General features: G+C 62.8%; 18 protein-coding genes and 1 pseudogene. 13 read left to right on the top strand and 6 right to left on the bottom strand.

Features of this window, described 5'->3' with window-relative positions; all coding sequences use genetic code 11:
- Positions 1–19: 19 nt before the first annotated feature.
- The 5 genes from V6766_RS14545 to V6766_RS14565 are packed head-to-tail and all read right to left on the bottom strand — an operon-like array spanning position 20 to position 5,700.
- A complete protein-coding gene (locus tag V6766_RS14545) occupies positions 20–1,225 on the bottom strand; it encodes a CaiB/BaiF CoA transferase family protein (protein ID WP_448467588.1) in 1,206 nt (401 codons plus the stop codon).
- The gene (locus V6766_RS14550; RefSeq protein WP_448467590.1) at positions 1,222–2,769 is read right to left on the bottom strand and encodes an AMP-binding protein; all 1,548 of its coding nucleotides are present in this window, start codon (positions 2,767–2,769) and stop codon (positions 1,222–1,224) included. Before V6766_RS14550 ends, V6766_RS14545 begins: the two co-directional genes overlap by 4 nt.
- Before the next feature lie 12 nt (positions 2,770–2,781).
- Entirely contained in the window at positions 2,782–4,125 is a 1,344-nt protein-coding gene (locus V6766_RS14555) for a TRAP transporter large permease (protein ID WP_448467592.1), read from the bottom strand.
- Position 4,126: 1 nt separating this feature from the next.
- Entirely contained in the window at positions 4,127–4,666 is a 540-nt protein-coding gene (locus tag V6766_RS14560) for a TRAP transporter small permease (protein ID WP_448467594.1), read from the bottom strand.
- Positions 4,666–5,700: a C4-dicarboxylate TRAP transporter substrate-binding protein gene (locus V6766_RS14565; protein ID WP_448467596.1), complete on the bottom strand. Its 1,035-nt coding sequence runs from the start codon at positions 5,698–5,700 to the stop codon at positions 4,666–4,668. The genes V6766_RS14560 and V6766_RS14565 overlap by 1 nt, the downstream gene beginning before the upstream one ends.
- A 426-nt stretch (positions 5,701–6,126) precedes the next feature.
- Between V6766_RS14565 and V6766_RS14570 the strand changes: the two genes are divergently transcribed.
- From V6766_RS14570 to V6766_RS14630, 13 genes and pseudogenes are all read left to right on the top strand, one after another.
- Positions 6,127–7,734 (top strand): peptide ABC transporter substrate-binding protein, encoded by a 1,608-nt coding sequence (locus V6766_RS14570; RefSeq protein WP_448467598.1) that lies wholly within the window; start codon positions 6,127–6,129, stop codon positions 7,732–7,734.
- Positions 7,735–7,873: 139 nt separating this feature from the next.
- Positions 7,874–8,800: an oligopeptide ABC transporter permease OppB gene (gene oppB / locus V6766_RS14575; RefSeq protein ID WP_448467600.1), complete on the top strand. Its 927-nt coding sequence runs from the start codon at positions 7,874–7,876 to the stop codon at positions 8,798–8,800.
- Positions 8,801–8,803: 3 nt separating this feature from the next.
- The gene (locus V6766_RS14580) at positions 8,804–9,730 is read left to right on the top strand and encodes an ABC transporter permease subunit (protein ID WP_200337496.1); all 927 of its coding nucleotides are present in this window, start codon (positions 8,804–8,806) and stop codon (positions 9,728–9,730) included.
- Between the two features lies 1 nt (position 9,731).
- Complete coding sequence (locus V6766_RS14585) at positions 9,732–10,733, top strand: oligopeptide/dipeptide ABC transporter ATP-binding protein (RefSeq protein ID WP_448467602.1); 1,002 nt, start codon at positions 9,732–9,734, stop codon at positions 10,731–10,733.
- Positions 10,730–11,749: an oligopeptide/dipeptide ABC transporter ATP-binding protein gene (locus V6766_RS14590; protein WP_448467604.1), complete on the top strand. Its 1,020-nt coding sequence runs from the start codon at positions 10,730–10,732 to the stop codon at positions 11,747–11,749. The genes V6766_RS14585 and V6766_RS14590 overlap by 4 nt, the downstream gene beginning before the upstream one ends.
- A gap of 249 nt (positions 11,750–11,998) precedes the next feature.
- On the top strand, positions 11,999–12,292 hold the full coding sequence (locus V6766_RS14595; RefSeq protein WP_448467606.1) for a hypothetical protein: 294 nt from the start codon (positions 11,999–12,001) through the stop codon (positions 12,290–12,292).
- Positions 12,198–12,428: pseudogene (gene dctP, locus V6766_RS14600) on the top strand (TRAP transporter substrate-binding protein DctP); the annotation flags it as partial. The gene V6766_RS14595 and the pseudogene dctP, both read left to right, overlap by 95 nt.
- A 200-nt stretch (positions 12,429–12,628) precedes the next feature.
- Positions 12,629–13,906 carry a flavin-containing monooxygenase gene (locus V6766_RS14605; protein WP_448467608.1) on the top strand — a complete coding sequence of 426 codons (1,278 nt, stop codon included), beginning with the start codon at positions 12,629–12,631 and terminating at the stop codon, positions 13,904–13,906.
- 54 nt (positions 13,907–13,960) lie between these two features.
- Positions 13,961–14,374 (top strand): RidA family protein, encoded by a 414-nt coding sequence (locus V6766_RS14610; protein ID WP_448467610.1) that lies wholly within the window; start codon positions 13,961–13,963, stop codon positions 14,372–14,374.
- Positions 14,375–14,407: 33 nt separating this feature from the next.
- Positions 14,408–15,085: a DUF1028 domain-containing protein gene (locus V6766_RS14615; protein WP_448467612.1), complete on the top strand. Its 678-nt coding sequence runs from the start codon at positions 14,408–14,410 to the stop codon at positions 15,083–15,085.
- Between the two features lie 105 nt (positions 15,086–15,190).
- Positions 15,191–16,120 (top strand): LysR substrate-binding domain-containing protein, encoded by a 930-nt coding sequence (locus V6766_RS14620; RefSeq protein ID WP_448425957.1) that lies wholly within the window; start codon positions 15,191–15,193, stop codon positions 16,118–16,120.
- Positions 16,121–16,151: 31 nt separating this feature from the next.
- A complete protein-coding gene (gene argE, locus V6766_RS14625) occupies positions 16,152–17,249 on the top strand; it encodes an acetylornithine deacetylase (RefSeq protein ID WP_448467614.1) in 1,098 nt (365 codons plus the stop codon).
- A gap of 151 nt (positions 17,250–17,400) precedes the next feature.
- Positions 17,401–18,531 (top strand): aromatic ring-hydroxylating oxygenase subunit alpha, encoded by a 1,131-nt coding sequence (locus V6766_RS14630; protein WP_448467616.1) that lies wholly within the window; start codon positions 17,401–17,403, stop codon positions 18,529–18,531.
- Between the two features lie 178 nt (positions 18,532–18,709).
- Here V6766_RS14630 and V6766_RS14635 read toward each other — a convergent pair whose 3' ends face one another.
- Entirely contained in the window at positions 18,710–19,393 is a 684-nt protein-coding gene (locus V6766_RS14635) for an NnrU family protein (protein ID WP_448467618.1), read from the bottom strand.
- Positions 19,394–19,401: the final 8 nt, after the last annotated feature.

The following is a 19,401-nucleotide window of genomic DNA, read 5'->3' on the forward strand; positions in this document are numbered from 1 at the left end:
AGGCTCCTCCAGAAGGCGGTCAGCCGATCACGCCACGGGCGCGCAGCCCGGCGATATCTTCGGCACTATGACCGAGCCAGTCCAGCACATCGTCACTGTTCTGGCCCAATGTGGGCGGCGGCAGACCGACATTGCGCTTGCGCCCGCTGAAGCGCACCGGGTGGGCGATGCCTTTCAGCTCTCCGATTCCGGGCTTGTCGTAGCGCTGCACGATGTCGCTCGACGCCGTATGCGGATGGGCCAGCACCTCGGCCAGCGAATTGATCGGCGAACAGGGCACGCGAACCCTGGCGAGTTCGGTATCCCAATAGGCCACGGGCCGGGCGGCAATGGCGGCTTTCACCAGTTCCAGCGTCTCGGGCCGATGGGCAACGCGGGCGGCGTTGGTGGCAAAGCGCGGGTCGTCGCGATGCGCCTCGAGCCCCGCCACGGCGCAGAAGCGCTGCCAGAGCGAGTCGTTGGCGACACCGATCATAACCGCGCCGTCCGCCGCCTCGAAGGCCTGATAGGGGCAGAGCGATTCATGGCTCGACCCGCAGCGGACGGGCTGGGTGCCCTTCTCCCAGTAGCTCTGGAAATTATAGCCGAGGAAGGCCATCGAGGTCTCGTAGAGCGACACCTCGACGGAGTCGACCTGCCCCGTGACCTCACGCCTGTAAAGCGCGGCGAGGATGCCCGAGAGCGCATGGATGCCGGTGGTCTGGTCGATGGGCGAGATCGGGCTGCGCACGAAGGGCCCGCCTTCCTCGCCGGTCAGCGCCATCATGCCCGAGAACGCCTGCAGGATCACGTCATAACCCGGCGCATTGGCCATCGGTCCTTCGCGCCCGAACCCCGCGATCGAGCAATGGATCAGGCGGGGGTTGATCGCCTGCAGCGTCGCGCGGTCGATGCCGAGCCGTTCCGCCACCCCGGTGCCGAAGCTTTCGATGGCCACGTCGCAGCGTGCGGCAAGCGCTTGCACGATGTCCCTTCCCTCCTCGGTCTTCAGGTCGACCGCGAGGCTACGCTTGCCGCGGTTGGCGCTGAGGAACACCGCCCCCAGCCCCGGCGCCCGGAACGGCGGCCAACCACGAGTGTCGTCGCCGCTGCCGGGCGGTTCGACCTTGATCACCTCGGCACCCATCTCGGCCAGGTATTGCGTGCAGAGCGGTCCGGCAAGCACCTTGGAAAGATCCAGCACGCGGATGCCGTCGAGCGGCTTCTGGGGCCGGGTTTGGCTCATGTTTCGCTCTCCCCTTCGGCTTGCGGCTCACGCAGCTCCCTACGCAGAAGCTTGCCCGCACTGCTGCGCGGCAGACTATCGACGATATAGACGTCGCGGAGTTGCTTGGTCTTGCCCAGGCGGCTGTGGCAAAAGGCGTGGAAACGGTCGAGGAAATCGGCGTCGCAGCCCGCGCTCTTGCAGCTGCGCACGACAAAACCCACGGGGCGCTCGCCGAAACGGGCGTCCTTGCGGCCGACCACCGCGCATTCGGCCACCTCCGGCATCTCTTCCAGCGCCTTCTCGATTTCCTGCGGATAGAGGTTCACACCGCCCGAGATGATCATGTCGTCCATGCGGTCGGTGAGATACATGAAGCCGTCCGCCTCAACCCGCCCGATATCGCCAAAACTCTGATACCCCTGCGGCGAGGTACGCCCAGCGGTCTTGTCCGGATCTTGGAAATAGGTGAAGGGTGCTATGCCGCTGAAATAGATGGCGCCGGTCTCACCCGGCGGCAGTTCCTGCCCGTCGGCGTCCAGCACATGGGCCACCCCCTTGACCACCCGGCCCACCGAACCCGGCCGGACCAGCCAGTCGTGGCTGTCGATAAGCGACAATCCCACACCCTCGGTGCCGGAGTAATATTCCACAAGGATCGGCCCCCACCAGTCGATCATCTCGCGCTTCATGGCGGGCGAAATGGGCGCGGCGCCGTGGATCGCCTTGCGATGCGCGGGCGCGTGGAAGGCCGCGCGGATCTCGTCGGGCAGGTCCAGCAGCCGCCGGAACATCGCAGGCACCCATTGCGAGGCGGTGATCCGATGCCCTTCAAGCAGGACCAGAGCCTGTTGGGCATCGAACTTGCGCATTACGAAACTGGTGCCGCCGGCGGCGGCGGTGGCAAGCGCAAAGCGCATGCCCGCTGCATGGTAGAGCGGCTGGGTCGAGAGATAGCGCGTGTCGCGGGTCCAGTCGAAGATCTCGATCAGGTCGGCGGCGAAGGGCGGTGCGGCCTCGCCGATCTCTTCCCGGCTCGGCAGAGGGCGCCAGATGCCCTTGGGCGCGCCAGTGGTGCCCGAGGAATACATCATCAGCGCACCGGGCGTTTCGTCGCAAATCGGCACGCCGGGAAGCGAGGCAAGCGCGGCGTCGAGATCCTGAAACCCCGGCAGCGTGCCGCCGGTGGACAGCCCCGCGATCAGCCGGGGGGTGGTCGCGGGGATCCCGGCCACACTCTCGGCGAAGCGGTGATCGGCCAGCAGCAGCCTGGCTTCGCAATTCGACACGACATAGGCGCATTCGGAAGCCGAGAGCGTGGTGGCGACCGGCGTGAGATAAATCCCCGCCCGCCAAGCGCCCCAGACCGCCGCGATCAGCTTCGGATCATTGTGCAGCATGGCGGCGACGTGGTCCCCGGGCGCAAGGCCGAAGGCGCGGAAAAGCTGCGCGAAGCGGTCGGCAAGCGTGTCCAACGCACCATAACTCAGAGTTTCACCGTCATCGAAGACCAGAGCAGGGCGATCGGGATCGAGCGCTGCCCAGTGGCGGGGATCGAATTGCATCCTGTCTCCTTCCTAGTTCAGTTGCGCCGGCAGCCAGAGCGACAGCGCCGGATACAGCACCAACAGGCCCAACACGGCGAGATCCATGGCGAAGAACGGCAGCACCCCGCCGAAGATGCGGGAAATGGCAACGCGCGGTTCGGTCACGGAATGGATGACAAAGACATTGAGCCCCACCGGAGGGGTCAGCAACCCCATCTCGAGCAGCTTCACCACGATCACCGCGAACCAGATGGCGTTCATCCCCTGCCCCTCGATCAGCGGCAGGGTGAAGGGCAGCGTCAGAAGCATGATCCCCAGCGGATCGAGGAACATGCCAAGCACGATATAGAGGCAGACAATGCCGAAAATGAGCGTACCGGGTCCCGGATCGAAAGCCGTGATCTGCGCCACCAGCCAGGGCGCCACATTGGTCAGCGCAACGAAGGTGACGAATATCTTGGCGGCGCCCGCTATGAGGAAGATCGCAGCGGTCTGGTAGGCGGCTTCGCGCAGCGCGGCGAGGAAAGCTTCCGGACGGATGCGGCCGGTGGCAAAAGCCAGCAGGCTTACAGTGGCGAAACTGACCGCAGCCGCCTCGGTCGCGGTGAAGATGCCGCCATAGATCCCGCCTATGATGATCAGGAACATCAGAATTGCGATCCAGGCGCGGGCGAGCCCCCTGAGGCCCTCGATCAGCGTATGGCGTTCGGCGGTGGCGGGCACATCGGAACGGCGCAGCAGCGCCCAGCCGAAGACCACCAGCGCATAACCCGCCATCGAAAGCAGGCCGGGGATCACGGCGGCGATGAACAGCTTCGAAATGGATTGCTCGGCAAAGATGCCGAAGAGGATGAAAAGCACGCTTGGCGGGATCAGCGCGCCCAGCGTGCCGCCCGCGGCCACCGCGCCGGTGGCGAGCCGGTCGGAATAGCCGTAGCGCAACATTTCGGGCACGGCGACCTTTCCCATGGTAGCCGCACAGGCGACACTGGAGCCCGAGATCGCCGCAAAGCCGCCGCAACCCAAGATCGAGGCGATGGCGAGCCCGCCCGGCACCCGCGACAGCCAGACCCGCGCAGCGGCGTAGATGTCGGTCGTCACCCCGGCGGCAAAGGCGACATGCCCGAGCGCGATGAAGAGCAGCACCGCCGAAAGATCGTAGGACTGGAAGAGCTCGTAGATCGCGCCGCTGGCCAGCGTCATGGCGGGGCGGACCGCATAGGCGAAATCGGGTGTCTTCCCGCCCATGAAGGCGAAGTTGAGATAGGTGCCCACGCTGGCGCAGGCGGCCAGCGCGAAGGAGATGGGCGTGCGCAGGGCAATGAGCACGAAGGTGACGACCAGCCCGGCGATCCCGATCACGATGGCGCTCATCTCACTCGGCCCCGCCTGGCGGGGCATCGTAAGGGCCGGACCGCAGAAGATCGCCAATCAGCAGCAGAAGCAGCCGCAGGTTCATTGCGAAAAGCCCGAGGAAAAAGGCGAACTCCGCCGGCCATTCCGGCAGCTTCAGCTTGCCATACATGTAATCGCCGTTGCTCAGCGCTTCGCGGAAGGTCGAAAAGGCAAAGGCACAAAGCGGGCCGAACGCCACCAGCCCGACTGCCAGCGCCAGCAGGTTGCAGCCCTTGCGCAAGGGCGCGGGCAGGTGCTGGTAAAGCAGGTCGACGGCGATGTGGCCGCGGGTCGCCGTGGCATGGCCGAGAGCCGCCGCAATAGTGGCCACCATGAGTTGCCGGACGATCAGGACATCGTCGGGCAGACCCGGCAGATGCAGCGATCGCGCGAAAATGCCGTAACAGATGATCCCGGTGATCACGATCATCGCGATCACCGAAAGAGACAGGAACAGCGCCTCGATCCGTGCGAGAACACGGTCGGCCAGCCTGCCCCGCGATGCTTGTCCGGCGGTCATTACATATGGGACTTGATGAGGGTTTCGTATTCCTCGACCACCGCCTTGCCATCGAAGCCGAAATCGGCGGATTCATCGACCCAGGCCTGAACATAGGGGGCGCTCGCCGCCTCGATCCGGGCACGGTCCTCGTCGCTGATCTCGACCACGGTCAGGGTCCGGCCGTCGATCCCGTCCGGAAAGGCCGCGATGGCCTCCTGGTTGGCGGCGCGGATGGCGGTGGCATTGCGCTCGGTCATCTCCTTGCCGGCCTGAAGCACGATCTCCTGGTCCTCGGGCGACAGCCGCTCGAAGGAGCGCTTGTTCATGAAGATGCCGTTCGAGCCCAGCGTCCCCAGATCGAAAACCAGAAACTGGTCGGCGACCTCAATGAGTTTGTAGGACAGCGTCGTGTAGGCATAGGTCTGCGCGCAATCCACAAGGCCAGTGCTGAGCGCTTGATAGATCTCGGGTGTGGGCAGGGAGATGGTGGTCACGCCCATATCCGCGAAGATTTTGCCGTATTCAGCGGTATAGCGGACCTTCTTGCCGACCAGATCGTCGAAGCTCTGGACATCGGCGCCGTTGCAGACCATCTGGATCGGCCCGACGGTGTAATTCGCCAGATAGACCACGCCCGCCTTGTCGAACTGCGCTTTCATCGCCTCATTCGTGGTGGCGAGATCGTAAAGCGCCATGGTCTGCGCAACCTCGTTTTCGCCGGTGATCGGCAGGTCGCCGACGCGGTAGGCGAAGAGATCCTTGGGCGCATATACCGCGGTAATCGTGACGATGTCGGCGACGCCGGACTGCAGCCCGTCAAAGCCGTTGCTGGCGCCGAGAAGCGCGCCGCCCCAATGCTGGTCGATCATGACCCGGCCCTCGGTGCGGGCCTCGATCTCGGAAAACAGCCACTCCACCGTCTCCGCCCGCGTCCCACGGTTCGGACCGTAATCAGCAAAACGCAGAACCGTCTGGGCTGCGACGCTTTCCGCGCCCACGCCCGTGAATGTCAGACCGAGAACCCCCAGCCCGAACAGCACCCTCCAGCTCACACTAATTCCCTCCTCTGAATATAGTATGCAAGCAAATAGTACGCCATCGATACAATCTGTCAACAGTCAGATCGGGGTCGGAGCAGGAGCGGTCCGAGATCAACAGAAATTGCCGTCGTCGAGCATTCCCCTGAAGATCCGACAGGCGTAGGTCTTCGCACCATAGGTCCGCAAGCTCGTTCGGATCGTGTCCCGGGAGGAGGTGTGGCAAGTTGGCGGAGGTCGCCGGTGTTTTACCCACGTTCTCACCGATTTCTGACAATTGCCAAGAAAATACAAAACCCTGTGCAACGCAGTTTCGCTTGCGTGGTGTGGTACAGGCAGCCTATTGTTTCCTGAAACGTCGGGTCGGCTTATGTCTGAACTCGATACGATTTCTGAGCCCCTCAGTGCGTCGCACTTTTCACAAACAGGGAGACAACCCGCATGAAAAAGAAACTTCTGCTTTCCGCCTGCCTCGCGCTTGTCATGGCCGCGCCTGCCCTGGCGGCAAACCCGCAGCCGGACGAAAAACTGGCTGATAACCAGAACCTCAATTATTGGCTGCTCGACGCGATCAAGACCAAGGATCCGCAGCTCAACAGCGCGGTCGAAGGCTCGCATGTCGCCCGCCAGCTCTTTGAAGGTCTCTATAATCAGGACAATGCCGGCAATCTTGTGCCGGGCGTTGCGACCGATTACGAGGTTTCCGAGGATCAGACGGTCTACACCTTCCATCTTCGCCCCGAGGCAAAATGGTCGAACGGCGATCCGGTGACAGCAGAAGACTTCGTATACGCCTGGCAACGCCTTGCCGATCCGGCGACCGGTTCGACCTATGCCTGGTATGAAGAGCTGATGAATGTGAAGAACGCCTCGAAAATCATCGCAGGCGAGGTGGAGCCGTCCGAACTCGGCGTCAAGGCCGTCGATGACCACACTCTGGAAGTCACGCTTGAAAGCCCCATCCCCTATTTCACCAAGATGCTGACCCACACCTCGACTTTCCCGGTCAACAAGGCGGTGGTCGAGGAATATGGCGACCAGTGGACCCTGCCGGGCAATATGGTCGGCAATGGCGCCTACAAGCTCGTTGAAGACAAGCTCGGTCAGGACCTTACGCTTGAGCGCAACGAGAATTACTGGGACAACGACAATACCGTCATCGACAGCATCCACTTCCAGGCAATCAACGACAAGAACGCGGCTTTGACGCGCTATCTGGCCGGTGAACTGGACTATATCGAACTGCCGTCCGGCCAGTTTCCCCGCCTGAAGGAAGAATATCCCGACCAGACCCATGCCGTGCCGCGTTCGTGCACCTATGCCTATCTGTTCAATGTTTCCGACAAGGGGCCGGAAGCCTTGAAGGATGTACGCGTGCGCAAGGCGCTCTCCTATGCGCTGAACCGCGACATCATCGTCAACAACATTACCCGCAGCGGCGAGAAGCCCGCCTATAGCTGGACTTATTACGCCACCGCCGATTTCACGCCGCCGGTCACCGACTATTCGCAGTGGTCGCAGGAAGAGCGCAATGCGAAAGCGGTCGAGCTGCTCAAGGAAGCTGGCTACGACAAGAGCAACCCGCTGGAGCTGACACTTTCCTACAATACCTCTGACGACCACAAGAAGATCGCCATTGCCGCCCAGCAGTTCTGGAAGGCCATCGGCGTCAACGTCACGCTCAACAACACCGAGTGGAAGGTCTATCTCGACAACCTCAAGAACTACAATTTCGATATCGGCCGCTACGCATGGTGCGGCGACTATGACGAAGCCTCCACCTATCTCGATTATTTCCGCACCGGCGGCATGAATTATGGCGGGTTCTCCGATCCCGACTACGATGCCGCGATGAAGGCATCGCTGACGGCGGAAGACCCGTCAACCGATTACGACAAGGCGGAGCAGATTCTGGCCGAGCAGATGCCGCTGGCGCCGATCTACTTCTATTCGACGCCGGTCATGGTCCCGGCTGATCTGAAGGGGCTTCCGGTCGAGAACGTGTTGCAGAACTGGTACGCGAAAGACCTCTATCGCGTTGCCGACTAAGGTCTGAAACCGGCTTCGCGGGCGGCGCACCTAGCCGCCCGCGAAGCTGCAACATCCGTTTCGCCCGGATCCGCGCGCGCCTTGATATCAAGATGTTTGCGGGCGGTAGACCGGATCAAAAGGCCGAGCCAGACCGATCATGACCGGTTACATCATCAAGCGCCTGTTTGTGGCGATCCCGACAATCCTGTTGCTGATTGTCTTCTCTTTCTTTCTGATGCACGCCGCTCCGGGCGGACCGTTCTCCTCCGAGCGCGCCCTGCCGCCGCAGGTGCTCGCGAATATCAACGCCAAATACGGACTCGACCAGCCGCTGTGGCAACAGCTAGTCGATTATGTCTGGGGCATCGTTTCCCGGTTCGATTTCGGCCCGTCATTCGTCTATCCGGACCAGACGGTGAATTCGATCATCGCGCAGGGCTTTCCCGTAACGCTGACCTATGGATTGCTGTCGGCGATCGTGGCTGTGCTTGTCGGGGTGACGCTGGGCGTGGTTGCCGCCGTCAGGCACAATAGCTGGCTGGACAGCCTGGCCGTCGGCATTTCGGTTGGGGCACAGGTCCTGCCGAATTTCGTCATGGCGCCGATCCTCGTGCTGATCTGCACGCTGTGGCTGCGCTGGCTGCCGGGCGGCGGCTGGGAAGGTCTCGGTCACCCGGCCTATATGGTGATGCCGGTGATCGCCCTTTCGACATCCTATATGGCGTCGCTGGCCCGCATTACCCGTTCATCCATGCTGGAAGTGCTGAATTCCAACCACATTCGCACGGCGAAGGCCAAGGGGCTTCCGATGCGCCGGGTGGTGATGAAACATGCGCTGAAACCGTCTCTGCTGCCGGTCATTTCCTATCTCGGACCCGCCTTTGTCGGCATGATCACCGGTTCGGTGGTGATCGACATGTATTTCTCGACCGGCGGCATCGGCAAGTTCTTCGTCGAATCCGCGCTTAACCGCGATTACGCCGTGATGATGGGGATCACCATTCTGCTTGGCGCGCTGACCATCGCCTTCAATCTTTTTGTCGATATCCTTTACGCCTGGATCGACCCGAAAATCAGGTATTGAGCCATGCTGATTGAAAGAGAGAAGATTCAAAGCCTGTCCGAGGCGATGGCCGATGAGGCGGAGAAAGGGCGTTCTCCCTGGGCGGACGCCCGCGTGCGGTTCTTCAAGAACCGGCAGGCCGTTATCGGGCTCTGTCTGCTGATCTTCGTGATAGCCTTTGCCGTCTTCGGTCCATTCATCGCCCGCTGGTCGATCGACGAGATCGACTTCATGGTGATGGGCGACATCGTGCGCGAAGGCGCGCCTTCCTTTGCCAACGGGCACTATTTCGGCACGGACGATCTCGGCCGTGATCTTTTTGCCCGAACGGTGCTTGGCACACAAATCTCCCTGGCCGTCGGCCTCATCGGCGCGTCGATCGCGGTGATCGTCGGCACGATCTATGGCGCGGCCTCGGGATTTCTCGGCGGCCGGATCGACAACGTGATGATGCGCACCGTCGATATCCTGCTCGCCATTCCCTACATGTTCGTGCTGATCCTGCTGCTGGTCATGTTCGGCCGGTCGATCGTGCTGCTGTTTGTCGGCATCGGGCTTTTATCCTGGCTCGACATGAGCCGCATCGTCCGCGGCCAGACATTGTCACTGAAGGGCCGCGAATATGTCGAGGCCGCACGGGCGACGGGCGTTGCCTCCAGCACCATCATCCGCCGCCACGTCGTGCCCAATCTGCTGGGCGTCGTCATCGTCTATGCGACATTGCTGGTGCCGGGCATGATCCTGTCGGAGAGCTTTATCTCCTTCCTCGGGCTCGGCGTCCAGGAGCCGCTGACCAGTCTCGGGGCGCTGATTTCCCAAGGCGCTGCGACGATGAATTACGGCACGCTCTGGCAGCTCATCTTCCCGCTCTTCTTCTTCATCGTCACGCTGTTTTCGTTCTTCTTTCTGGGCGACGGCCTGCGCGATGCGCTAGACCCGAAGGATCGCTGACATGGCGCTTCTCGACGTTTCCAATCTGGATATCCGGTTCACGACCAATTCCGGCCCCGTCTTCGCCGTGCGCGGCGTCGACTTCTCGCTTGATCGCGGCGAGACGCTGGCGATCGTCGGCGAGAGCGGATCGGGCAAGAGCCAGACGGTGTTCGCGATGATGGGTCTTCTGGCCGCAAACGGCGAGGCCACCGGCTCGGTCAAGTTCGACGGAACCGAAATCCTCAACGCCCCGCCGAAGGTCATCAACCCCATCCGCGCCAACCGCATGGCGATCATCTTCCAGGACCCCATGACCTCGCTGAACCCCTATATGCGGGTTTCCGAGCAGATGGCGGAAGTGCTGCAGCTTCACAAGGGCATGTCGAAACGCGCCGCGATCGCCGAAAGCGTGCGCATGCTGGATGCCGTGCGCATTCCCGATGCGAAATCGCGCGTTAATCTCTTTCCTCATGAGTTTTCCGGCGGCATGCGTCAGCGCGTAATGATCGCCATGGCGCTGCTCTGTCGCCCCGAAGTGCTGATTGCCGACGAGCCGACGACCGCGCTCGACGTCACCGTTCAGGCGCAGATCATGCGGCTGCTTTCCGACCTTCAGCGCGATTTCGGCATGGCGCTGATCCTGATCACCCATGATCTCGGCGTGGTTGCCGGCGCGGCCGAACGGGCGATGGTGATGTATGGCGGACAGGTTATGGAAAAGGGGCCGGTGGACGCGTTGTTCAAAAATGCGACCCACCCCTATACGCGCGGGCTTATCGGCTCCATCCCGCGCGTCGACCGCAACGACGATGTGCTCCGTTCCATTCCGGGCAACCCGCCCAACATGGCGCGCCTTCAACAAGGCTGTCCGTTCGCGCCGCGCTGTGATTTTGCCGGAGAGGACTGTCTGGACCATCTCGACCCGCTGACCGAGTTCGCCCCTGGCAGATTGCGCGCCTGCAACCGGCCGATCGCCGAGGTGACCGGCGGCGATATCGAAGCCAAGGGAGATGTCCAATGACGGATGATGTTCTGCTGAAAGCGGACGATGTCCGCGTCACCTTCGATATTCACCGCAGGGGCAGCATGCCCTGGCACAAGCCTTTATCCCTGCATGCCGTCAACGGCGTCAGCTTCGAGCTTCGTCCGGGCGAGACATTGGGCATTGTCGGCGAATCCGGTTGCGGCAAGTCGACGCTGGCGCGCGCCATCATCCGCATGGTGCCGGCAACAGGCCAGGCGCTGTGGAACGGCCGGACGAACCTGCTGGACCTGTCCGCGCGCGAAATGCTGAAATATCGCAGCGATATCCAGATGATCTTTCAGGATCCTCTGGCAAGCCTCAACCCCCGCATGAAGGTCGGCGATATCATCGCCGAACCGCTCATCACCCACCAGAAGGGCATGGCAAAGGAAGAGGTCCGCGAACGGGTGCAGGAGATGATGAGCCGGGTCGGGCTTCTGCCGAACCAGATCAACCGGTATCCGCATGAGTTCTCCGGCGGCCAGTGCCAGCGTATCGGCATCGCCCGCGCTTTGATCGTGCGCCCGAAACTGATCATCTGCGATGAACCGGTCTCCGCGCTTGACGTGTCGATCCAGGCGCAGGTCATCAACCTGTTGATGGAGTTGCAGCGCGAGCTGGGCCTCGCGCTGATGTTCATCGCCCACGACCTGTCTGTGGTGAAACATATCTCGACGCGGATCATGGTGCTCTATCTCGGGCGGGTGATGGAAGTGGCGCCGAGCGACGTGTTGTACGCCTCGCCGCAGCATCCCTATACGCAGGCCCTGCTTTCCGCCGTGCCGATCCCCGACCCCGAGATTGAACGCAACAAGAAGGCAGTGCCGCTCGAAGGTGATCTGCCGAGCCCGCTCAATCCGCCGTCAGGCTGCGTTTTCCGCACCCGTTGCCCCCGGGCGACCGCGATATGCGCGAACGAGGTCCCGGCGCTGCGTACGGATCCGAGCGGGGACCCTCAGCACAGTTTCGCCTGCCACCACCCGGGGCCAGCGACAGAGAACGCGAACGCGTGATCAAGTTCACCAGTTGTGATAATCTGAGAGGCTCCTGATTCCGTAGTTGCCATTGAGTGTCATTCGGCAGTCTTGCCCGTGTGAGAATCCGCGAGCGGCGTCTCGATCTTGGAAATCACTTTGCGGATACATTCTTCAGCACGCGTCACTGCTGTGTCGAGCGTGCTGTCCCTGCGGCGACAGCACCTCAGTCTGTGGCTTGCAATGTCGCGGCCATGGATCGGAATATAGACAGCCCCCGGCGTCGAAGTGTTCCCGTCCGGGCAGATCGCCGCTCTACGCCAGGGCGCGGAAGCGGTTCAACTCGGCACTGTCGATTTCGTCTGGTCGGACATGGGCACGCTCGGCAACTGGCGACCCGAATACGGCTTTGTCAGCCTGCCGTTCCTGTTTTCGGGCAACGAGCATTTCGCGGCATTTCTTCGATGGCGAGGGCGGCGAAAAGGTCGCCGAGAGCCTGCGCAAGAACCTCGACATCCAGGTACTCGGCTACGGCAATGCCGGCTTCCGCGTCAACGCGACCCGAGACCCGGCGGAGCTTGAGCCTGCGGATCTGAAAGGCGTGCGCATCCGGGTGCCGGAGGTTCCGGTTTATATCAGTGCATTCAAGAGTGTCGTCGCCCATCCGACGCCGCTCGCCTGGGGCGAGGTCTATACCGCAATGCAGACAGGCGTAATCGATGCTGTCGAAAACCCGACCGAGGGCCTTGTCAACGGCACACTGAACGAGGTTGCCCCTCTGCGTCCGGTTAGGTCTCTCCTAATCAGCGCTATCGGATTTGCTATTTTTGTTTGCCAGGCAATGCCCCTAGGTTTTTGCTGCGCAGAAAGAGGACCGGTGATGGTTCGCGCGCGTCGCGAAGATGGGGTGAAGTGCGTATGGCTTTGGAGAGATTTGACACGATCGTGGTCGGCGCGGGTCAGGCCGGGATCGCTGCGAGCGAGCATCTGGGCAACAACGGCACGCGGCATGTCGTGCTCGAGCGGAGCCGGATTGCCGAACGCTGGAGAACGGCGCGCTGGGATTCGCTCGTTGCAAATGGTCCGGCCTGGCACGACCGTTTCCCGAACCTGGAATTCGAGAGCGCCGACCCGGATAGCTTTGTGCACAAGGATGCCGTTGCCGATTATTTCGTCGCCTATGCCGAGAAGATCAATGCGCCGGTCCGCTGCGGGGTCGAGGTTCTTTCCGTCGAACGCAAGGACCACGAACGCGGCTTTCTGGTGAAGACCGACAAGGGCGACTTCGAAGCCCTGAACGTGGTCGTGGCCACCGGCCCGTTTCAGCAACCCGCCATGCCGCCGATCATTCCGGAAACGGCTTCGGTCAATCAGATGCACTCGTCCGCCTACCGCAATCCCGCGCAACTGCAGGCCGGCAACGTCCTGGTTGTCGGCGCGGGATCGTCCGGCGTCCAGATTGCCGATGAACTTTCCCGCAGCGGGCGCAAGGTTTATCTGTCCGTCGGCCCGCATGACCGGCCGCCGCGCGCCTATCGCGGCCGGGATTTCGTCTGGTGGCTGGGCGTTCTTGGCAAATGGAACCTGCAGGCGCAGGCGCCCGGCACGGAACATGTGACCATCGCCGTCAGCGGCGCGCGCGGCGGAGAGACCATCGATTTCCGCAGGCTGGCGGAGAACGGCATGACGCTGGTCGGCCGCACCGAGCGTTTCGAGAACGGCGTCCTCAGCTTCGCCCATGACCTTGCCGACAACATCGCCGGCGGCGATGCCTACTACCTGTCGCTGCTCGACGAGGCCGACGCCTATATCGCGCGCAACGGCCTCGACCTGCCGGAAGAACCCGAGGCGCGCATCTTCGGCCCGACGCCCGACTGCATCGCCAATCCCGTTTCCGAACTCGATCTCGAAGAGGCCGGGATCACGACGGTCATCTGGGCGACCGGATTTCGCTCCGACTACAGCTGGCTGAAACTCGACATATGCGACGAGCGCGGCCAACCGGTTCACCAGCGCGGCGTGTCCGGCGAGCCGGGCCTCTATTTCCTCGGACTGCCCTGGCTGTCCGGGCGCGGGTCGAGCTTCATCTGGGGCGTCTGGCACGATGCGAAATATGTTGCCGATCACATCCTGATCCAGCAGAAATACCGCGATTATCAAGCGCCTTCGGATGGCTTGCGATCAGCGGCGGAATAGGCCGCGTTGCCGCATCGGGCCCGATCTCAGACGCTAACACAAAAGGGGAGCCACATGGCACATACGCGCATCCGCAAGTTCAACACCAGGGACACCTATCCCGAGCAGAAGCTCGACAACGACCTGTGCCAGGCCGTGGTCGCGCGCGGCAGGACCGTGTTTCTGCGCGGCCAGTGCCCGCAGGACCTCGACACCGCCGAAAACATCGCAAGCCATGATCCGGTCGAGCAGACCCACAAGGTCATGCAGAATATCAAACAGCTGATCGAGGAGGCCGGCGGCTCGATGGAGCATTTGTGCAAGGTCGTCGTCTATCTCACCGATGTGCGCCATCGCGAAGCCGTCTACCGCACCATGGGCGAATATATCAAGGACGTGCATCCGGTCTCGACCGGCGTGGTCGTGACCTGTCTCGCGCGGCCGGAATGGCTCGTCGAAATCGACGGCACCGCCGTCATCCCCGACTGAACCAACCCCGACCGAACCAACAAAGGCCCGGACATGACCTTTTCAATCGTTGCCCGTTGTCGCGACACCGGACAGTTCGGCGTCGCCATCGCCTCGTCCTCCCCGGCGGTTGCCGCGCGCTGCATGTTCGCCGAGGCCGGCGTCGGCGCGGTCTCGACCCAGAACGTCACCAACCCGGCGCTCGGCCCGCTGATGCTTGCCGCAATGAAGAAAGGCGCTGGCGCGCAAGAGGCCGTGGCTTCCGCCCGCGATGCCGACGGCTTTCCGGCCTACCGGCAGCTTCTGGCGATCGACGGCAAGGGCGAAAGCGCCATCCATTCGGGTCCGAAGGCGCTCGGGATCTGGACCAGCGCGGCCGGAACCGATTGCGCGGCCGGCGGCAATCTGCTGGCCAATGACCAGGTGCCCGCGGCGATGGTTTCCGCCTTCGAAACGGCCGCCGGCACGCTTGCCGACCGGCTGGTCGCGGCGATGCAGGCGGGCCTTGCCGCGGGCGGTGAGGCGGGTCCCGTCCACTCCGCCGGCCTTCTGGTCGTCGACCGGCAGAGCTGGCCCTATATCGAGCTGCGCATCGACTGGCTGGACGCGGATTGCCCGATCGCGGCCCTGGCCCGCGCCCTTGAAATCTACAAGCCCCAGGCGGACGACTATGTCACCCGCGCCCTCAACCCCGAGGCCGCGCCCTCCTACGGCGTGCCGGGCGACGAATGACGGAACCCGGTCGGCCGTCCCATGCTCGATTGCTCCCCGGCAAAAGCACCTTATACTGGATCATCGGCTGACAGGCCTGGTGCTTTTGAAGGATAGAGGAACAGGGTGCCGCTTCGTATCACCTTCAGACAGCTGGAATATTTCGTCGCGGTCTGTGACTGCGGCTCGATTGCGCATGCCGCGCAGAAGATCAATGTTTCCTCGCCCTCCATCTCCGCCGCCATCGCCCAGCTTGAGGCGGAGTTCGGCCTCAAGCTGTTCGTGCGCCGCCATGCCCATGGCCTGTCCCTGTCGCAGACCGGCGAACTTTTCCTCAACGCCGCGCGCGAGACGCTGGAAAAGGCCAATGCGCTCAACCAGCTGGCGGCCGATGTGGCAGGAACGGTGCGCGGCAATCTCAGGGTCGGCTGTCTCCTCACCTTTGCGCAGATCGTGCTGCCGCGCCTGCGCCGCAGCTTTGTCGATCTGTTCCCCGAGGTCGCGTTCAGCCAGTTCGAGCGGGACCAGTCCGAGCTTTTCAACGAATTGCGCGCCGCAAGGCTCGATATCGCGCTCACCTACGATCTCAACATTCCGGCGGATCTGAACTTCGTGCCGCTGGTCGAGCTGCCGCCTTTCGCGCTGTTCAGCGAGGCCCACCCCCTGGCCGAGCGCCCCTATGTCTCGCCGATGGACCTTGCGCGCTATCCGATGATCCTGCTCGATCTGCCGATGAGCACCGATTATTTCCTATCGATCTTCTCGTCGCTGGGCATCCGTCCGGAAATCGCGGAGCGGACCCGGGATATGGCGGTAATGCGCTCGCTGGTGGCCAATAATTTCGGATATTCGGTCGCCAATATCCGCCCCTTGTCCAATCTCGCGCCCGACGGCCAGAAGCTTCGTTTCGTGCCGCTGTCGGGATCGGTGCGGCCGCTCAATATGGGGCTGCTGATGTCGGAGGGGGCGGCAAACGCCCGCACCGTTTCGACCTTCATCGAACACGCCAAGAATTTCATCCAGAACGACGACACCTTCCATTTCGCCGGAAGCTAGACCGCGTACGTCACAGTCAGAGAAACCCGCCATGCCGGACAGAATAAAGCCGCTGCTCGAACAGCTCGTCGCCTTCCCGACGATCGCCGGCACGCCCAATATCGACCTGATTGCCTGGGTGAAGGACCAACTGGATATTGCAGGATTTGCCGTGACCGTCATCCCCGCGCGGGACGGGACCAAGGCCGGCCTGCTCGCCCGCTTCGGCGATGGCGATGGCGGCACGCTGTTTTCCGCCCATACGGATGTCGTTCCGGTCGACGGGCAGAACTGGACGGAAGAACCGTTCCGGCTCACCGAGCGCGCGAGACGCTATATCGGCCGCGGGACGACCGACATGAAGGGCTTCATCGCCTGCGTGCTGGCGCTGGCCGAAACACTGCGGGAAACGCCGCCGCCAAGACCCGTTCTGATCTGCCTAAGCTGGGATGAGGAGCTCGGCTGTCGCGGCATTCCGGAGATGATCGACAGGGTTGTGCCGGTGCTGGGCCGGCCGGATATCTGTATCGTCGGAGAGCCGACCCTGATGCGTCCCGTGTTGGGGCACAAGGGCAAGGCCAGCTACCGCGCCGAATTCGCCGGCACGCCGGGCCACTCCGCGATGGCGCCCTATTTCACCAATGCGCTTCACGGGGCCGCCGAATTCATCCTCGCGCTGAGACGCCTTCAGGACACACTGGCGGGGCAGGGGGCGCACGATGAGGCCTTCGACCCGCCTTTTTCCACCGTCCATGCCGGCGTTGCCCGTGGCGGCGTGGCGCTCAACATCGTGCCGGATCACGCCGAGGTTCTGTTCGAAATCCGCCATCTGGCGAGCGAAACGCCGGAGGCCATTTTCTCGCGCATCGTGCTTCCCGAGGGAGCGCGGATCACCTGTACCGGACAGTATCCCGGTCTCTCGGCCGCTGCGGACCACCCCATGGTGGAGCGGTTTTCCGGCGCTCTGCCCGATCCGACGCCGGCGACCGTCGCGTTCGGGACCGAGGCCGGCTATTTTGCCGAACGCGGCATCCCGACCATCGTCTGCGGTCCGGGCACGATGACGGACGGTCACCAGCCGGATGAATCGATCGCCATTGACCAACTCGCGCGCTACCACGCCCTGATCCGCGACTGGGTCTTTCGCTGACGGCTTCGCCTTTGCTTAATTGCAACTAAGCGATTTCTTTCTTTCTCTGTTGCCCGCCGCGCGCCATTCTGCGGTTAATATGCCTTGGGCAGAGCCGCGTCGGAAGCCGCGACGCAGCATGAAGACCGGGCGTCGCGAAAAGGAGAGTGGAATGACGAAGCATATGGACGCGGTGCGCGAGCTTGCCGAGAATGTGGCAACCCCGTTCGAAAACGCCCAGGCGATGCCAGTTTCGGCCTATACCAGCGAGGATTTTCTAGCACTCGAGCAGTCCGAGATCTTCTCCAAAAGCTGGCTTTGCGCCGGACGGGCCGATGCCCTGAAAAAGCCCGGCGACTACATGACGATCGAGATCGCGGGCGAACCGATCATCGTCCTGCGCGACCGGGAAGGCGAATTGCGGGCGCTCTCGAACGTCTGCCGCCACCGCATGTCGGTGCTGCTGGAAGGCCGCGGCAATGTCCGCACGATCACCTGTCCCTATCACGCCTGGACCTATTCGCTCGATGGCAGCCTGCGCGGCGCGCCGGCGATGGAGAAGAACGGCAGCTTCTGCAAGAAGGACGTCCACCTGCCGGCGATCCGCTGCGAAGAGTGGCTGGGCTGGATCATGGTCACGCTCGACCCCGACCTGCCGCCCGTCGCGGAAACGCTTTCCGACGTCGAAACGCTGGTCGGCTATCTGAACATGGGCGACTATGTCCAGACGTTCAGCGAAGAGCATCGCTGGAACACCAACTGGAAGATCCTCGCCGAGAATTTCATGGAGAGCTACCATCTGCCGATGTGCCACGCCGGCACGATCGGCGGCGCGTCGAAGCTCCAGGACATGGTCTGCCCGGAAGGGTTTCCCGGCTTCAACTACCATCACATTCTCAAGGATGACTCCGTGCCGCTGGCGCTGGCGCATCCTTCCAACACGGTGCTTCAGGGCGACCAGCGCCGCCGCACCTGGCTGCTTGCGATCTACCCGTCGCTGATGATCACGCTGACGCCCGGTTATTTCTGGTATCTGTCGCTTCTGCCCGATGGTCCGGGCGGCGTGAAGATCCTCTATGGCGGCGGCCTGTCTCCGGACTATATGAACGACCCGAAGGCGGAGGAGCACTTCGCGGCGCTGAAGGGCCTGCTCGATCACGTCAACGAGGAAGATCGCGGCTGCACCGAGCGTGTCTGGAAGGGCCTTCAGAGCAAGTTCGCCAAACCGGGCGCGTTGTCCCATCTCGAACGCCCCAACTACGAATTCGCCACCTGGATTTCGAACAAGGTGTCGGGGAGGTAGAACGGCCCCGATGGTCCGGATTTCACCGTGTGAACCCTCCTGCCTGGAGCCGTTCAGCATGGTGAAGATGATATCGGCGCCGGCGTCGATCCCGGCCGGACCGGAAATGCCGAGCCAGTTTTCCGCGACGATATCAGAGAGCCCCAGTAGGGAATGTGCGGGAGTTCGACGCCGGCCGTCAGAACCAGGCCAACGGGTCGACGCCGATCAAGAGCCGGTGCCCCTGAAGCAGGAACCAGAGGTAGAGCGCGAAGCCCGTCGCTGTCCAAAGAAGAAAGGCCCGATCCGGTCTGAAGTGCGCCCGCCCCGCAATGATCGCCGCGAGCGGCAGAACCGAGGTCCGCGCCTTGAGCGCCAGCCATTCCGCCTCGCCCAGCCGCCGTCGCGCCCGCCGGTCCAGCACGGCCATGCCCAAAAGCGCCAGCAGCGTCATGGCGCCGAACAGGATCAACGATACGACGTCGCCATTGGGCGGGACATGCGCCAGCGCCCAGATCAGGAAACCCCAGAGGACGGGGTGACGCGTGATCGCGACAATCGCGCTCTGGCGACCGTTGCGGGGGCGCAAGGTCACGGACGCAGGATTATCCGCCGCAAGTCCGCCGGCAAGCAGAAAGAAGGCGATCGGCATGGCCGCCAGCGGCACCAGCGCCTGCCAGGGTGCGGGATACCAGATGAAAACCATCGGCGCCCGCCGTGCCGCCACGATGATCCAGCCGAGCAGGACGGTCGAGAGAAAGGAATAGGCAAAGAGATAGACCCGGCGCCCGAGGAGCGCGATCAGCCTGCCGCGGACCGGCGGCGCCGGCGGCACCACATGCGCCAGCAGAAACACGAATATCGCCAGGAGGAAGTTCGTCATGAGACCGC

It is taken from the genome of Martelella sp. AMO21009 (assembly GCF_053484295.1).

Coding starts and splice junctions, on each gene's coding strand:
- V6766_RS14545 (WP_448467588.1), bottom strand. CDS start 1,225: ATGAGCCAAACCCGGCCCCAGAAGCCGCTCGACGGCATCCGCGTGCTG.
- V6766_RS14550 (WP_448467590.1), bottom strand. CDS start 2,769: ATGCAATTCGATCCCCGCCACTGGGCAGCGCTCGATCCCGATCGCCCT.
- V6766_RS14555 (WP_448467592.1), bottom strand. CDS start 4,125: ATGAGCGCCATCGTGATCGGGATCGCCGGGCTGGTCGTCACCTTCGTG.
- V6766_RS14560 (WP_448467594.1), bottom strand. CDS start 4,666: ATGACCGCCGGACAAGCATCGCGGGGCAGGCTGGCCGACCGTGTTCTC.
- V6766_RS14570 (WP_448467598.1), top strand. CDS start 6,127: ATGAAAAAGAAACTTCTGCTTTCCGCCTGCCTCGCGCTTGTCATGGCC.
- oppB (WP_448467600.1), top strand. CDS start 7,874: ATGACCGGTTACATCATCAAGCGCCTGTTTGTGGCGATCCCGACAATC.
- V6766_RS14580 (WP_200337496.1), top strand. CDS start 8,804: ATGCTGATTGAAAGAGAGAAGATTCAAAGCCTGTCCGAGGCGATGGCC.
- V6766_RS14585 (WP_448467602.1), top strand. CDS start 9,732: ATGGCGCTTCTCGACGTTTCCAATCTGGATATCCGGTTCACGACCAAT.
- V6766_RS14590 (WP_448467604.1), top strand. CDS start 10,730: ATGACGGATGATGTTCTGCTGAAAGCGGACGATGTCCGCGTCACCTTC.
- V6766_RS14605 (WP_448467608.1), top strand. CDS start 12,629: ATGGCTTTGGAGAGATTTGACACGATCGTGGTCGGCGCGGGTCAGGCC.
- V6766_RS14610 (WP_448467610.1), top strand. CDS start 13,961: ATGGCACATACGCGCATCCGCAAGTTCAACACCAGGGACACCTATCCC.
- V6766_RS14615 (WP_448467612.1), top strand. CDS start 14,408: ATGACCTTTTCAATCGTTGCCCGTTGTCGCGACACCGGACAGTTCGGC.
- argE (WP_448467614.1), top strand. CDS start 16,152: ATGCCGGACAGAATAAAGCCGCTGCTCGAACAGCTCGTCGCCTTCCCG.
- V6766_RS14630 (WP_448467616.1), top strand. CDS start 17,401: ATGACGAAGCATATGGACGCGGTGCGCGAGCTTGCCGAGAATGTGGCA.
- V6766_RS14635 (WP_448467618.1), bottom strand. CDS start 19,393: ATGACGAACTTCCTCCTGGCGATATTCGTGTTTCTGCTGGCGCATGTG.